The 15296-nt window shown below is 71.4% G+C and carries 10 protein-coding genes and 1 pseudogene; 5 read left to right on the top strand and 6 right to left on the bottom strand.

The features are described 5' to 3' along the window. Nucleotides 1-233 precede the first annotated feature (233 nt). Nucleotides 234-569 (top strand): hypothetical protein, encoded by a 336-nt coding sequence (locus tag AB0C73_RS22045; RefSeq protein ID WP_362532643.1) that lies wholly within the window; start codon nt 234-236, stop codon nt 567-569. Nucleotides 570-691: 122 nt separating this feature from the next. Then, nucleotides 692-835: pseudogene (locus AB0C73_RS22040) on the top strand (ammonia channel protein); the annotation flags it as partial. 454 nt (nt 836-1289) lie between these two features. On the opposite strand, the gene AB0C73_RS22035 reads toward AB0C73_RS22040, so the two are convergent. Continuing rightward, nucleotides 1290-3632, bottom strand: a complete 2343-nt coding sequence (locus AB0C73_RS22035; RefSeq protein ID WP_362532640.1) for an isoamylase — start codon at nt 3630-3632, stop codon at nt 1290-1292. Between the two features lie 204 nt (nt 3633-3836). Then, the gene (locus AB0C73_RS22030; protein WP_362532637.1) at nt 3837-5282 is read right to left on the bottom strand and encodes an alpha-amylase family protein; all 1446 of its coding nucleotides are present in this window, start codon (nt 5280-5282) and stop codon (nt 3837-3839) included. A 1638-nt stretch (nt 5283-6920) separates the two neighbouring features. Between AB0C73_RS22030 and AB0C73_RS22025 the strand changes: the two genes are divergently transcribed. From AB0C73_RS22025 to AB0C73_RS22015, 3 genes are all read left to right on the top strand, one after another. Further along, nucleotides 6921-7235: a hypothetical protein gene (locus AB0C73_RS22025; RefSeq protein WP_362532634.1), complete on the top strand. Its 315-nt coding sequence runs from the start codon at nt 6921-6923 to the stop codon at nt 7233-7235. A 23-nt stretch (nt 7236-7258) separates the two neighbouring features. Then, entirely contained in the window at nt 7259-7564 is a 306-nt protein-coding gene (locus AB0C73_RS22020; protein WP_362532631.1) for a hypothetical protein, read from the top strand. A gap of 432 nt (nt 7565-7996) precedes the next feature. Next, nucleotides 7997-8695 carry a hypothetical protein gene (locus tag AB0C73_RS22015; RefSeq protein WP_362532628.1) on the top strand — a complete coding sequence of 233 codons (699 nt, stop codon included), beginning with the start codon at nt 7997-7999 and terminating at the stop codon, nt 8693-8695. 406 nt (nt 8696-9101) lie between these two features. Here the strand turns inward: AB0C73_RS22015 and AB0C73_RS22010 are convergent, their stop codons facing one another. The 4 genes from AB0C73_RS22010 to AB0C73_RS21995 form a co-directional block, all read right to left on the bottom strand. Then, a complete protein-coding gene (locus AB0C73_RS22010) occupies nt 9102-9419 on the bottom strand; it encodes a hypothetical protein (protein WP_362532626.1) in 318 nt (105 codons plus the stop codon). Between the two features lie 75 nt (nt 9420-9494). Continuing rightward, a complete protein-coding gene (locus AB0C73_RS22005; protein WP_362532623.1) occupies nt 9495-10472 on the bottom strand; it encodes a hypothetical protein in 978 nt (325 codons plus the stop codon). Next, nucleotides 10469-13540, bottom strand: coding sequence for an amino acid adenylation domain-containing protein (locus tag AB0C73_RS22000; RefSeq protein ID WP_362532620.1), 3072 nt, complete (start codon nt 13538-13540; stop codon nt 10469-10471). The genes AB0C73_RS22005 and AB0C73_RS22000 overlap by 4 nt, the downstream gene beginning before the upstream one ends. After that, on the bottom strand, nt 13527-15155 hold the full coding sequence (locus AB0C73_RS21995) for a class I adenylate-forming enzyme family protein (protein WP_362532617.1): 1629 nt from the start codon (nt 15153-15155) through the stop codon (nt 13527-13529). Before AB0C73_RS21995 ends, AB0C73_RS22000 begins: the two co-directional genes overlap by 14 nt. Between the last annotated feature and the right edge of the window lie 141 nt (nt 15156-15296).

Here is a 15296-nt window from a genome sequence, read left to right as displayed (position 1 = left end):
CCGGGCCCACAGTGCGGGCCTGCCGGGGCCGTACGGCGTGGCCGCCCACGTCGAGGCCTGCTGGCCCCCCCTCGACCACCTGGGTCAGCGGCCCGCCACCCCGAACGCTTCCCCCGGGCCGTCCTGGTCGACGGCGGGCTCGGACGACCTTCCCGGACCGCGACGCCTACCACACCCTGTTCCGGGAGCACCCGTCCCTCGCCGCCCACTGGGGCCCGTACGTCCAGGCGTACGTGGACCGCGATCTGGTCGGCGAGCCCCCCGCGATGCGCAGCAGCTGCGTCCTGGACGCGATCCGGGCCGACGACGCCGGCCCTCTCGGCGACCCCGCGACGCTGGCCGCCATCCACCGGCCGCAGGTACGCGGGACACTGCTGTGGGCGGAACGCGGAGTGATGAACGAGCCCCAGGGCCTGTACGGCGAGGCGCGCCTCGCCGCGGGCGACCTCGACCCGGACCGGATCACCACTCGCCGCATCGACGACACCAACCACTACAGCGCACTCTTCGCGGAACCCGCGACAGCGGCCGTCGCGGAGGCGGTGCACGCCGAGCTGAAGCAGATGTAGCAACGCCCCCACTCGGGTCACCAGGTGGAACATCGACCGGGCGGCAAACCGAGGGGCTGCCCGGTCGGCTCTTCGCCGAAACAGGGGCGCGACGGCCACCCGTCCACGTTCGCCACGAGCCCGGCGCCGTCGCCGGGCTCGTGGCGATCACTCCGGCGTGCGGGGTCGTGGGCGTGCCCGGCGCGGCTGCGGTCGGCCCCGCCGCGGGCGTCGTCTGCTCGTACGCGGTCGCCTGGAAGTTTCGCTTCGGCTACGACGACTCCCTCGTGGCGGCGGGCTCGGCCAGCTCGGCCGGTAAGCCCTCGCGGTGGCGGCTGAACACGCTTCCGAGCTAACCGGGGCCCGGGCGGTGTTCCGCCCAGGAACCGGCCGGCTTCTGTGGTCGGCCGGTTCCTGCCGGGGGGCTGCGCGCGGTCTCGGAACGGATCAACGTTCAGGGGGCGGCTCACTCTCGTGGTGTGCTGCACGCTGTGGCTCGGGACCACGTCGAGTGCCAATGCCAACGCCTACTGGCGCCCGTTGACCCGGCAGGACGAGACAGCCGGGCTCCGGTCGATGGCCCCTACCCGCGTGCACATCCTGGCCGGCGCCCGTGACCGCATCACGCCCGTAGGCGCCGCCCGGGACCTCGCGGCCCGCCTCCCCGGTGCCAGCCTCCACACCAGGTGGGCGGCCGTCTCCGAAACCTCCTCTCGAGCTTGTAGGGACCCGGCCTTCCGGTCACTTGGCGATGAGCACCAGGGTGGACCGGCCGCGCGCCGTGTACACGGTGCCGGTGCCGCCGATGAGGGCCTCGCTGCCGGGGGAGGCCACCTGGTTGGGGCCCTCGGCCCAGGTGGCGGTATCCGTCACCCGGTACCACTGCTTGCCCGCGCCGGGCGAGGGCAGGGTGAAGTCGACGTCGCCGGACCAGCCGTTGTAGGCGACGTAGATGTTGTTGGCGTCGCCCAGCTCACTGCCGTCGTAGCGCCAGGCCAGGGCGTGGTTGCCGGCGTTCGACCAGTACGCGCTGTCCGGTGCGCTGCCCGCCGGGGTGAACCACTGCAGCTGGCCCAGGCCGTTGCCGTTGCCGTCGGCGGCCGTGTAGAAGCCGGCCGGGCGCAGCGCCGGGTGCGCCTTGCGGAAGGCGATCATGCGCTGGACGTAGGAGCGGAAGATGCTCTGGTCGGTGGTCCAGGAGTTGGTCAGCCAGTTGCCGGACGAGTCGAGGTTGTACGGGTTGTTGTTGCACTTCACGGAGCGCAGGTACTCGTCGCCGCCGGTCATCATCGGGGTGCCGGCGGAGAGGGTCAGGAAGGTGAAGCCGTTGCGGGCGGCCTTGCGCTGGTCGGCGGCGACGCCGCCCTGGTTCCAGGAGAGGTTGTTGTCGGAGCCGCCGTCGGAGGGCCCGTAGGGCCAGGCCTGCCCGTTGTTCTTGGTGTTGCAGGCGTACAGGTCGGCGAGGGTGAAGCCGTCGTGGGCGACCATGAAGTTGACCGAGTTGAAGGGTTTCCGACCGTCGTCCTGGTAGAGGTCGGCGGAGCCGGCGAAGCGGGTGGAGAGCTGGCTGGGGGTGACGTTCTCGACGCCCATCTTGTTCTGGTCGCGGCGCAGGGTGTCGCGGAACTGGTCGTTCCACTCGGACCAGCCGGCCGGGAAGTTGCCGACCTGGTAGGTGCCGCTGCCCAGGGCCCAGGGCTCGGCGATCCAGTCGGTGCCGGAGCCGCCGCCGTCGGGACGTGCGGGCATCGCTGCGGTGATCTTGTTGAGGGCGGTATTGCCGTCGGTCCGGCTGTACTGGAAGCAGCCGTGCTGGCAGGTGTTGCCGAGGACGGGGGCGAGGTCGAAGCGGAAGCCGTCGACGCCGAGGTAGTCCTTCCAGTACTTCAGCGAGTCGGTGATCAGGGTACGGGCGGTGGGGTTGTAGGTGTTGTAGTTGCCGCCGACGCCGGTGTTGTCCCAGGGGTTCTGCATGTCGCTGGTGAGCGAGTAGTACGTGGGGTTGTCCAGGCCGCGGAAGGAGAACAGGCTGTAGGTGTTCTTGTCGCCCGCGTTCCACGGGCCGCCCTCGCCGGTGTGGTTGTAGACCACGTCGGTGAAGACCTTGATCCCGGCGTCGTGGTAGGCCTTCACCATCTGCTGGAACTCGCGGGTGGGCCCGCCGGCGCTCTTGTCGGCCGCGTACCGGCGGTCGGGGGCGAAGTAGTCGAGCGTCATGTAGCCCCAGTAGTTGTCCCCGTCGGTGCTGGTGGGGTTGACGTCGTTGGCGTCGTTCTGGGTCTCCTGGACGGGCAGGAACTCCACCGCGGTGACCCCGAGCGCGGCCAGCCCGGCAGCTTTCTGGGCGGCGCCCTTGTAGGTGCCGCGGTCGGCGGCCGGGATCGAGGTGTCGTTCTTGGTCAGGCCGCGGACGTGGACCTCGTAGACGATGTCGTCCTTCAGTGCCCGGGTGGGCTTGCTGCCGAAGCCGGTGCCGGGGTCGGCGAGCACGATGCCCTTGGGGGCGACGGTGCCGCTGTCCTGGTTGCGGTAGTTGGGGCCGGAGGCGTACACGTTCTCGCTGGTCTGGCTGGGGGTGACCGGGTCGTGGCTGGTCTCCAGCGCGTACGGGTCGACCAGCAGCTTGTTGGGGTTGAAGCGGTTGCCCGCCGAGTCGACGTCGGAGACGAAACCGGCCGAGGACCCCTTGGTCCAGGAGGCGCTGTACGGCCAGTTGGGTCCCCAGGCGCGGTAGCCGTAGTAGATGGCGCCGGTGATCCCGTACTGGTTGCGCAGGGTGGCCACCGGCACGGTGACCGACCAGATGTTGGTGGCGCTGTCCTTGGTGAGCTGGTAGCTGACCTTCTCCTGGGCGCCGGTGGCGGCGGCGTACAGGTAGACCTGGATCCGCGTGGCGCGGGAGGAGTAGATCCGGAAGGTGATGTTGCTGGCGGTGCCGTCATAGCGGGCGCCGAGGGTGGGCAGGGAGGCGGCCGCTGCCGGGGTGCTCAGCGCGACGGGAATGCCGGTGCTTATCGGGAGTGCGGTGAGCGCGGCGGCGAGGGCCAGGCGGCTGCGGGTTCGGGTTCGGGTCTGAGGACGCACGGCGGCTCCTACGGCGTCGGGGCGTGGGGGTGGGGGGTGGGGGTGGGGGGTGGGGGGTGGGGGTGGGGGTGGGGACAGCCGAGGTTGGGGGCGGCTGTGCCGAAGATCTTGCGAAGTCTTGTGCCCGACCAGGGCGGTGTGGAGCCCTGGCAGTGCCGGGCTCCACATGTCGGCTGGGGCCGTCCGGCGGTGTGCGGCGGGTCGTCAGCCGCCGGCGCCGACGTACAGTGCCACGGCGTCGCCCGCGCCGACGGTGGCGGTGAACTGGCCGGAGGAGTTCACCGTGTACTTCGGACCGGAGCAGCCGCCGCCGCTGCTGGGGTCGCCGTGCTGGACGTCGCAGTAGCTGCCGGCGGGCAGGGAGGTCTGGAAGGTGCGGGTGATGGCGGAGCCCTCGTGGTTGATGGCGACGTAGCCCTTGCCGCCGCGGCCGAAGGCGATGGCGTTGTTGCCGTTGGACCACCAGTTGGTCACCGAGGTCCCGGCGACCGCGTTGCGGAAGGCGACCATGTTCGTGATCTGGCGCCAGTAGTGCTGGCACTTCCAGCCGTCCTGGAAGCAGGCGTTGACCGTGCCGCCGTTCGGCGGGCCGGCGTCGATGTTGGTGAACTCGTAGCCGGAGTAGATGTTGGGCGAGCCGTAGGGCCAGGCCAGCAGGTAGACGTTGGCGAGGGTGTAGGTGCTGCCGTACTTGTAGTTGAGGGTGGAGCCGTTGCGCTCGGTGTCCCAGTTGTCGACGAAGGGGCGGGCCTGGTTGCTGGGGAGGTAGCCCCAGGAGGCGCCCCAGTTGTTCAGGTAGGCCAGCTTCTCGTTGGTGAAGACCCGCTTGAGGTCGAAGGCGGCCCGGAACTCGTCGACGTCGCCGGTGCCGGTGTACTCGGACGGCTGGACGGCCTCACCGGCGCCGTAGATGACCTCCTGCGCCCAGAAGATGCCCGGCTTGGTGAGCTTGCCCTTGATCGCGGCGAGGTCGCTGGCGGCGATGTGCTTGGCGCCGTCGATCCGGAACCCGTCCACGCCCAGCGAGATCAGGTCGTTCATGTACCCGGCGATCTTGCCGCGTACGTAGTCGCTGCCGGTGTTCAGGTCGGCGAGCCCGACCAGCTCGCAGTTCTGCACGTTCCAGCGGTCGGCGTAGTTGCTGATGTTGGTGCGGCAGGAGTGGAAGTCCTGGTCCTGGTAGTAGCCCGGGTAGTTGTACTTGGTGTAGCCGGTCCCGCCCGTGCCGGTGCCGGAGCCGGCGGTCATGTGGTTGACCACCGCGTCGGCGATCACCTTGACGCCTGCGGCGTGGCAGGTGTTGACCATGTTCTGGAACGCGGCGCGGTCGCCGAGCCGTCCGGCGATCTTGTAGCTGACCGGCTGGTACGAGGTCCACCACTGGGAGCCCTGGATGTGCTCCTGCGGCGGGGAGACCTCGACGTAGCCGTAACCCTTCGGGCCGAGGACGTTGGTGCATTCCCTGGCCACGGAGGCGAACTTCCACTCGAAGAGGGTGACGGTGACGTCCTTCCCACCCGGCGGGGTGGCGTGGGCGGTGGGGGCGGAGGCGATACCGCCTCCGAGGGAGGCGGCGAGTGCCGTGGACAGCGCCACGACGCGCAGTCCGCGCATTCTGCGCAGCCCGCACAGCGATGATCTGGTGGACACGGTGTCTCCTTGGGTGGGGTGGAGGCAGTGCACACTGGCCGGAAGTCTTTACGGAAAATTTCCGCAAGAATTTCCGCTCCCGGAACCTAGGGTTGCGCGATGTGCCCGTCGAGGCTTGCCGCAGGCCTCTGTTGTGACAGATCGTCAGGTACTTGCAGCGGCGGCGGGCCGCCCTGACCGGATACCGCCGGAGACCGCCTTCCAGGTGGGCCTGCGCCGCTTCTCGGTTCTTCTGCTGTGGGTCGCCGCAGTCCCACCACCGCCATCTTCGTGATCAACACGGTGCTGCACCGGCCTGTGCTACCAGCCCGGCGGCCGGCTACGTGTACGTGCTTTGCCGCTACGGCCGGGCCCGGAGCGACGACCGCTTCCTCGACGCACTCGGGCACCGTCGCGCCCACACGAACGACGGTGGCGAGCTCGTCGTAGACGCGCCGCCTCACGCCTCGGCATCACCGGCGCGATCCACTACGGGTACCGCGCCTGGGGCCCGAACTGGCCCTGCGCCGCGGCGCGGACGAAGGGATCCAGCGCCGGTTTCGTCTCGGACGCGGACAGCGCGGGCAACCGGTTCAACCGGAACAAAGCTGCTGACCGACCCGTACGCTCCGGAGCTCAGCCACGACCCGCTCACTTCCGCGACACCGTGCGCCGTGCGCCGTGCGCCGTGCGCCGTGCGCCGTGACCAGAACGCCATGGGTAGCGAGAACGTCACCCCCACCGACCTCGCCACCCGTTTCGCCGGCTCCTCCGACCTGTACCAGGCGGCCGGCCGCAAACTGCCGCCTCCGTCAGCAGGATGTTCTCCGGAAGCTCGGCGCCGTGCCACAACCACTGGATCTTGTTGCGGTGAAATTTCCCGCTGGATCGCTGTCTCCACCGAGGTCCCGAGGTGCGTTGTCCCCTGAGAAGTTCCGCACCCAAAGCGGATCAAGCCCACGATCGACCCGACGACTTCCGCCCCACACTGCTGTGGCTGATGCCGAGTCACGTTTGCCCCGCGCACGGCAAGTTCTTGCGGAATATCTCTGCAAGCCCCTTGTGAAGCGAGCGCGCAAAGGTCATTCTGATGCGCGCCCAGGCCGATGGGGTGAGCTCGGGCAACGACACGAAGAGTGATCGAGGCACATGCGCGCCAAGATTTGGCATGCATATGACTTCCCCTGCCCATACCCCGCATACCCCCACTCGGAGCGAGTACCAGGGGCTTCCCATCCAGGAGGAGAAACATGGTCACTCACTCTCGTCGCGGCGGCCGTCCAGCAAGGCCGTCGCCGCCGGCCCGACCGCCTCAGGGCTGGCCGCCATCACCCTTGGCGGCGCCACGCCCACCTCCGCGGCTTCCCAGTCGCCCCGAGTGCGACTTCGCCGACTCGACGGTCGCGGCCAATGAAGGCAGAGGGCCCGTCGGCACCACCCCGCCCCTGGCTGACGTCCAGACCCCGGGCATGGACGTCAGCGGCTGGCGTGGCAACGCCAACTGGAGCTCCGCCTGAGCCAATGGGGCCGAGTTCGCCTACGCCAAGGCCACCGAGGGCCCCGGCTACACCAACCCCTACTTTGCGCAGCCCGGTCCGCACTGCATCTACGCGCGTAGACCGGATTCCTCATGATCTCGCCTCAAGGAGTCGATGAGCGATGCCATACGTCAGACGAACGCTTGCCACGACCGCAGCCGCGGTCGCCACGGCGGCGCTACTGCAGTCCCCGGCCCAGGCGGCCGTGGTACCGGAGCACGCGATCATCATCTGCCAAAGCGCCAGCTTCTACGCCAACTACGACAGCTCCTCCGGCCCGACGGGCTTTCTCCGCACCCTGCCCTACGGCGACAAGGTGGGCCACACCCGCGGCGTCCACCCGGTCTACAACGGCTGGGCGGCGACCTTCGACTTCGGCCCCAACGACTGGGGCTACGTGCGCTACGAATGCATCGGCGGCTACGGCTCCTGGTGAGCCGGGATTCGGGAGGAAACGTCATGTCCGCACCCCGTTCCATCCGCTCCATCCGCACGGTCCGTACCGCGGCAGTGGCAGCCGCCGTAGGCGCGGCCCTGCTGCTCGGCTCCGGTCCCGCTCAGGCCGCCAACGGCACCATCGGCGAACGCGAGACCGTCTGCGCCCAGGACCTCTTCGTCCGCACCGACCCGGGAGGCGCCTGGATGGGCACCCTCTACCAGGGCCAGACCTTCCAGGTCGAGAGCAAGCAGTCCGGCTGGGTGTACGGCTTCGCCTACGGCTACATCAACCGCCACGGCTGGGTCCAGGACGGCTGGTTCTGCTGACCGGAAACACCTAGGGCCTGTCCTGCCGAGCACGGCAGGACAAGCCCTGGTCCTGGCGGTGCCTCCCTGCGAACTCGTGCAGTTCCTCGGCAGGCCCTCGGGAACACTGTGGGAGGTTGTCGCCCGATTCTTGGGAAACCGCCGCGCTCTTCCCGGTCGGTCGACTGTGTGCGCTCCCCGCAGCCGGCCACGCCCGACTCGACATCACCGACGCACTCCGTCATCGGTACCAGGGCGCGCTGGGTCTTCCTGCTGATCCGGAACTCACGCCGGGCCGAGGACACCGCGGGCATCGAACGGTGCTCGCCGGCCGCGCCGCCGCGGATCCGACGCTCCGCCCTCGGCTCCTGGCGTACCGCTGACTGCTGACTGCTGACTGCTGACTACTGACCGCTCCACCCCACCGCACCATTCCGCCACGAAGGAGATGCAGTGACGACCAGAACCGGTACCACCCTCCGGCGGCGCACCCGCGCCGCCACCGTGCTCGCCGCGGCGGCCGCGCTCGTCGGCCTGCTCCCCACCGCCTCCCAGGCGAACGTCAACCGGTACACCATCCAGCCGAACTCCCCCAAGCCGGCCGCCTGCAACAACTCCGGCACCGTCCCCGCGGGCACCTGGCTGCAGAACAAACCCTGCGGCTACTGGGTCGGCACCGCCATGGCCGGCTCGTCCTTCGACGTCCACCAGACCACCGCCAGCAACTACCACTACGGCCGCAGCCACGGCAACAACAACATCTGCGCCTGGATCCCGCCCGGCGCCCTCGGCTCCAGCCCGACCGCCTCCGTCGCGGAGTCGTGCAGTGAGGCGACAAAGGACAACATCGCGCACCGCCGGACGGTCGGCTACAACTTCAACGCCGCCGCCCACGCGGCCACGGACGGCACCGCGATCACGGTCAACCCGGCCTGCACGGCGTACTACAACTACTACACGACCAGCACCTACAGCGACGGCTCGCTGCGCGACGCGGCCGGCAACCCCGGGTCAACGGTCATGTACCGCTTCACCACCAACGGCCCGAACCCGGCCATCGTCGTACGCGACAGCGCCATCGGCTGGACCTTCCTCAGCCGCTCATGCGTCACCGACTGGCGCGGCATCACCTTCTACAACGACAACGACTGAACCCGCACGCGGCAAGCAAACGCAGGGCGTCCCACGGCAGCCGCCACCGGGCACCCCGTAGCTTCAGAATGGCTTCACCGTCTGTGAGCTGGGATTTCGCTGCAGCGGCCCAGGGAACCGTGCGCAGTCCGCCCCGCCATGATTCCCCTGCCGGTTACGGCTTTACGCGGCTTTCCAGGCACCACGGCTCCTCGGTGCAGCCAGGAGCGCGGCAGCGGCCAAGGGCGAGGAGAGCGGGGCATCGGCGCAGCGGAGATGTCGTCATGCCAGACGGTTGTCCGGCCTGCCCCCTCGAACCCGCCCCAACACGCCGCAGCCGCCCCCCCCTGGCCTCACTCATCCGGAACACCCGGCAAGCCTCCGGGCCCCCTGGTCGTGGCTGCCCTGCTGCTGGCGGCCGATCTGCTCACCGCTCCCGGTCATCCTTGCCGACCTCTGCCACGGACTGGGCCTGCAGGTCCGCCGGGGCAGCGGAGAAGGACGGGTACTTGCCGAGTTCCACGAACAGCTGCGGGTACACCTGGACGACGGACAGGGCCGGGGCGGCCTGTACCGAGGCCGTCTGCACCTGGGCGCCGTGCTCGACCAGCGGGGTCACGCTGGACACCACGACCGGGAGCACCGCCACCGAGACGGCGACCACGACCCGGCTGATCCACCCGAACACGGCGAGGCTCGTGGCTGTGGCCGCGGGATTGCGCTGCTGCTCCGGTCGCCTGGACACCGCCCCGGTCACGAAGTTCAGCAGCCGACGACGAGTGCTACCGGCCCACCGCCGGCCACTACCTGCGCATTCGGGTCAGAAGGTGCCCAGCCCGACCGGGCCGTGCCGGTCGAGGCCGTCGGCCACCGCCACGACCAGAGGGGCGAGCGGTTTCAGTGCGGGCACGCCGTACAGCAGCTGCGCGCTGTCGGGGAAGCGCGACAGCAGTTCCTCCAGCAGCAGGCGCAGGTAGGCGCGCCGCAGGTCGGGGTCGCGGCGCAGTGCGGCCTTGAGGTTCCAGGTGTGGTGGAAGTCGGCCGTCGGCGGTGTGCCGTCCCACCGCTCCTCCTCCACCAGCCAGAAACCGGAGGCCACCGGCCGGAGCGATACGCCGAGTGCGCGGGCGACGGCCGGGGCGAGGCGCTGCTCGGCGAAGGCGGGCCGGGCCACGGGTTCGCCGGGGGCCGGGCCGCCGTTGCCGCAGGCGTACTCCAGCGCGGCCTCGGCGAAGGCGGCACGGTGGTGCTCGTCGAGGAAGACCGCGACGGCCATGTTGGTGGCCGGGGTGTCGAAGACCCAGCGGGACAGGTCCGCACCGGCGCGGTTGGGCAGGGTGTCCGGTTCGGGGTAGACCGGGTTGTCCACGGACTCCCAGTGCGCGAAGCGGAAGCCGCCCTGGTCCAGACCGGTGAGCGGGCGGCGCAGGTAGAGGTCGGTGTCGAGCAGCGCGAAGGGCGCGGTGCGGTCGCGGACGGCCGGATATTTGCCGCCGGTGAAGTAGACGACCGGGTTGAGGTCGAGGTCGTCCAGCGTGTCGAGCGCGGTGTCCACCGTGTCGTACAGGACGTCCAGCCCCTGCTCGCGCACCCAGGCCGCGCCCAGCGCGTCGGTGGTCAGGTGGACCGGGCCGTGGAACTGCCGCCAGGCCAGTGCGCTGTGCACGCAGGTGAGGATCTCCTCGGCCGGGAAGCCGTACTCGCGGGGCCGGGCTCCGGCGCGGGCCCGCCGCAGACCGGCCCGGAAGGGGCCGGTCCAGTTGACGTGGACGGCGGGCAGTTCGGTCGGCGCGGTCATCGCCGCCCCCGTGCCCGGTCGACGGCCTCGGCCATGCCGCGGACGGTGGCGTCGTCGTAGAAGACATGCAGCGGGAGGTCGACGCCGAGCACGGCGCTGATCCGGGCGGCGATCTGGGCGACGGTGAGCGAGTGGCCGCCGAGGTCGAAGAGGTCTTCCTCGAGGCCGACGCCGGGTACGCCGAGCACCTGGACCCAGATCGCCCGGACGGCCTCGGCGGTCGGGTCCGCCTCCGGCTCGTCGCGGGCGGGCTCCGCAGCGGCTGCCGGGGCGGCGGCGCTCTTGCGCAGGGCGACGCGGTCGACCTTGCCGTTGGGGGTGAGCGGCATGGCGTCGAGCAGCGACCACTCGGTCGGGACCATGACCGCGGGCAGCCGTTCGCGCAGGTACGCGGCCAGGTCCTCGGGCGCCGGAGCCACCCCCGCGGGCACGATGTGGGCCACCAGCCGCAGTTCGGGGTCCGTGCCGACGGCCGACACGGCGGCGCTCGCGACAGCGGGGTGCTCCAGCAGCCGAGTCTCGATCTCCCCGGTCTCGATCCGGTGGCCCCTCAGCTTGATCTGGCCGTCCAGCCGGCCGACGAAGTCGAGCCCGCCGTCGAGGCGGCGGCGGACCAGGTCGCCGGTGCGGTAGCGGCGTGAGCCGGGCGGGCCGTCGGGGTCGGGGCGGAACCGGTCGGCGGTGAGCGCGGGGCGGTTCAGGTAGCCGCGGGCCACGCCCACGCCTCCGATCCACAGCTCGCCGGCGAGGCCGATCGGCACGGGCAGGCCGTCCTCGTCGAGGACGTGCACGGTGGTGTTGGCGAGGGGCGCGCCGATGGTGGGCTCGGCGGCCGCGTCCAGTTCGGCTGCGGTCGACCAGATGGTGGTCTCGGTCGGACCGTACACATTGAGCACCCGGGTCGCGCGCGCCACGAGCGCATGCGCGAGGCCGGTCGGCAGCACTTCGCCGCCCACCAGGACGGTGAGGCCGGGGGTGGGCAGGCCCGCGTCGAGCAGTGCCTGCCAGCCGGAGGGGGTGGCCTGGACGTGCGTCACGCCGTGCCCGCGTACGAGGGCCGCGACGGTCCGGGCGTCCTTGGCGGCGTCCGCCGGGGCCATCACGACCCGGCCGCCGGTGACCAGGGGGAGGAAGAGCTCGAGGGCGCAGATGTCGAAGGTGAGTGCGGTGAGCGCCAGCCAGCGGTGCGCGTCCCCGGCGCCAAGGCGGTCGCGGAAGTCCATCAGCAGGTTGACCAGCGCCCGGTGCTCGACTTCGACGCCCTTGGGGCGACCGGTGGAGCCGGAGGTGTACAGGACGTAGGCGAGGTCGCCGGGCCGAGGGGCGGGAGCAGGGGCCACGGCTGCGGGGGCGTCGGGCAGTCGCCGCAGGTCGAGTACGCGGACGCCGTCGGCGGCGAGTCCGTCCGGTGCCCCGCCGTCGGTGAGCACGAGCACGGCCCCGGAGTCGGCCACCAGCTCGGCGAGGCGGGCGGCGGGGTGCGCCGGGTCGAGCGGCAGGTAGGCCGCGCCGAGGCCCAGGACGGCGAGTTGGGCGACCAGGGCCGCCGTGGAGCGCGGTATCGCGAGAGCGACCAGGGCGTCGGGGCCCACACCCAGTGCATGCAGCCGCATGCCGAGGTCGGCAGCCCGGCGGGTCAGTTGTCGGTAGGTCAGATCGCCCTCCGCGTCCGAAACCGCGACCGCGTCGGGGGTGCGGGCGGCCTGTTCGGCGAAGAGTGTGGGGAGGGTGGTGTCGGGCCAGGGACGGGCGGTGCGGTTCCACGCGGCGACCAGGCCGGGCTCGTCCGACGCGAAGGGCAGGTCGCCGAGTGCGGTGTCGGTCTGCTCGGCCAGGGTACGGGCGAGTTCGGTCCACTGGTCGGTGATGCGCTCGGCGAAGGCGTGCTCGAGCACCTCGGGGTCGTGGTGCAGGGCCAGGCTCCAGCTCTCCGGGCCGTCCACCATGTGCACGCGCAGCGCGCCGCGCGCGGTGCGGTTGGGCAGGGCCCAGTCGACCTCGGCTTCCACACCGGGGAACACCGGGGCCGCCTCGCGCCTGCGGTAGCCGAGAGTGACCGGGGCCAGGGCGACGGCGGGACGGATCCCGGGTACGGCGCGGGCCAGCGGCACCTCGCGGTGATGGTAGAGGCCGCGCAGGTCGGAGCGCAGGCCCTGGTCGAAGACGAGGCGTCCGGCGAAGGAGCGGAAGGATTCGGCGGGATCGGGTATACCGGACACGGGCAGCTCGTTGACCCACGGTCCGATCCGTTCGCGGTCCTCCCGCCCCCGGGTGCCGAAGTCGGCGCCCAGCACCGGGCGGCGGTTGCCGTAGCGGTGCAGCAGCACCAGCCACGAGGCGACGGTGAACTGGAAGGCGGTCATACCGAGCCGCCGCGTGCAGTCGGCGACGGAGGCACGCAGGCCGTCGTCCAGCCGACGGGTCACGGCGCTGCCCGGGGCGGTCGGCCGGGGCTGGGCCCGCAGGCCGGGCAGGCTGACGTCCTCGGGCTCCGCCCAGTGGCGCTGCCAGAAGCGGCGCGCGCCGGGGAGCGCCTCGGCGATCCGGTCCTCGAGGTCCAGCGGGTCCGGCTCGGGGTCCGGCTCCGGGAGTGCCTTGCCCGCGTACGCCGCCGCGAGGTCGTCCAACAGGATCGAGGTGGAGGTGCCGTCGAAGACCAGGTGGTGCGCGACCACGAGCAGGCGGGCCGTGTCGGGCGCGGTACGCAGCAGGGTGAAACGGATCAGCGGGCCGCGCTCGGTGTCGAAGGGCCGGGCGATCTCCTCGCGCTCGAAAGCCGCGGCACTCTCGGGGGAGGCGGTGAGGTCGATGACGACCGGGACCGGGGGCAGGGCTGCCGGGACCCGGACGGGCACTCCCTGCCGCTCGACGACGGCGCTGCACAGCGTGGGGTGACGCTCCGTCACCGCGCGGCAGGCGGCGAGCAGCGCGGGCTCGTCCAGGCTGCCGTGGAAGGTGACGGCGAACGGCATCGAGTAGACGGTGCCGAGGCCGCGGAGACGCTCGGTGAGCCAGATCCCGCTCGCGGTGGCCGGGACGGGCAGGCCGTCGGGGTCACGGTCGTACATCGGTGCTCGCTTCCATCACGGGGGTTGTCGCGCGGGTGGTCGGGGCGGCCGGGTCGGGCTCGGCAGCGCTCAGGGCGCTGAGGAAGGAACGGCCGAAGGGGTCGGCCGCAGGTGGGGCCGGGGTCGCGGGGAGGGTCGGGGCGGCGGCTTCCAGCAGCTTCCTGACCTGGGGTTTGACGGGCTTCCCGGTGGGTGTGCGAGGAATCTCGGCCACGGTCAGCAGGCGTACGGGGCGTTCGGGGCGGGCCAGCCGCCCGGCCAGGAAGTCGCGCAGTTCGTCCAGGTCCAGCGGGCCGTCCGCGCGGACGACTGCCGCCGGTACGGTGCCCATCACCGGATGGGGCAGCCCCACCGTTGCCGCCTCGGCCACGGCGGGGTGCTCGAGCAGGGCGGACTCGATACGCAGCGTGGAGACCTTGAGCGCGCCCGATTTGATGACGTCGCTCTCACGGTCGACGAGGTGGAGGTAGCCGGCCTCGTCGATGCGGCCCAGGTCACCCATCCGCACCCAGCCGTCACGGAAGACAGCAGCAGTGCCGGCCGGGTCGCCCGCGTAGTGGCGGGGCGGGGCGTCCGAGCGCAGCCACACCTCGCCCACCTCGCCGACGGGCACGGGCTCGCCGTTCTCGCCGGCGATCCGCAGGTCGCGCGGGTCGGCGGGGCGGCCCAGCGCCTCCGGGCGACCGGGGTCGACCAGGATGCTGATCTGGGCGGGCACGGCTTCGGTGCTGGTGTAGTAGTTGACCAGGAAAGCCCGGGGGAACGCCGCTGCCAGGCCGCGCGCGGTGCTGGGTGGGAGTGCCGCCGCGGACGAGCTGACCAGGGCCACCGACGAGAGGTCATGGCGCGCGGCGGCGCCGGAGCGCAGCAGCTCCGCGGCCATCGCGGGGACCAGGAAGACCGTCCCGACGCGGTGGCGCTCGATCAGGCGGCAGTACTCTTCAGCCTCGAAGCGCCCCGCGCAGAGCAGGGCCGGATGGGCGGTGAGCGCCTCCATCAGCATCATCTGCGCGGCGTTGGTACCGATCGGGAACGCGTGCAGCATGGTCTGCGAGTGCGCGTAGCGGCGAGTGCGTGGCTGTGTCACGGCGCCATGGCAGAGGTTGCCGTGGGTGGCGGCGACTTCCTTGGGCGTCCCGGTGCTACCTGAGGTGCAGACGATCTGCGCCACGTCGGCAGGGCTGATCCGCACGAGCGGCCCGGGGCCGTCCGCTGCGGCGTCGGTGAGCGGGACGCGTGTCCACCAGGGGCCCGGAGGCGCGGCTGAGCCCTGCTGGTGGAGCACCCCGCGTACGCCGATGCGGCGCAGGGTGTCCGCAAGTTGCCGTTCCGGTACGTCGGCGCCGAGCGGGACGGCGACACCGCCCGCGGTGACGACGCCGCAGAAAGCGACCGCGTACGCCGTCCAGTCGTCGGCGAAGCGCAGGGCGACCCGGTCGCCGTGTGCGAGACCGTCCTCGCGGAGGGCGGTTGCGAGGGCGAGCGAGGCCCGGTGCCAGCGGGCGAAGGTGAGCGACCGCCCGGCGGCGTCCAGCACCGCGGTGCGCCCCGGATCACTGCCGGCCCGGGCGGCGAGCAGATCGGGCACGGTGAGCGGAACTGCGGCTCGGACCATGGCCTGCCCTTCGTCAAAGCCGGTGGGACCCGGCGAAGTTAACTGGGTCGCAACACACATGGGAAGAGCTTGCAGCAAATTTCCGCATGACCTTGCGAAGATGCCGAGGCTGCGCCAGTCTGCTCCCCGTCCGCCGGAACA

The sequence above is a fragment of the Streptomyces sp. NPDC048623 genome, assembly GCF_040650755.1.
Taxonomy (GTDB): Bacteria; Actinomycetota; Actinomycetes; order Streptomycetales; family Streptomycetaceae; genus Streptomyces.
Note: the sequence above shows the minus strand (reverse complement) of the source record. Positions and strands in the feature narration are given on the sequence as shown.

What these genes read in the sequence shown, in the direction of transcription:
- AB0C73_RS22005 (WP_362532623.1), bottom strand. Translation starts at nt 10,472, where the DNA reads ATGACCGCGCCGACCGAACTGCCCGCCGTCCACGTCAACTGGACCGGC.
- AB0C73_RS21995 (WP_362532617.1), bottom strand. Translation starts at nt 15,155, where the DNA reads ATGGTCCGAGCCGCAGTTCCGCTCACCGTGCCCGATCTGCTCGCCGCC.
- AB0C73_RS22020 (WP_362532631.1), top strand. Translation starts at nt 7,259, where the DNA reads ATGTCCGCACCCCGTTCCATCCGCTCCATCCGCACGGTCCGTACCGCG.
- AB0C73_RS22025 (WP_362532634.1), top strand. Translation starts at nt 6,921, where the DNA reads ATGCCATACGTCAGACGAACGCTTGCCACGACCGCAGCCGCGGTCGCC.
- AB0C73_RS22000 (WP_362532620.1), bottom strand. Translation starts at nt 13,540, where the DNA reads ATGTACGACCGTGACCCCGACGGCCTGCCCGTCCCGGCCACCGCGAGC.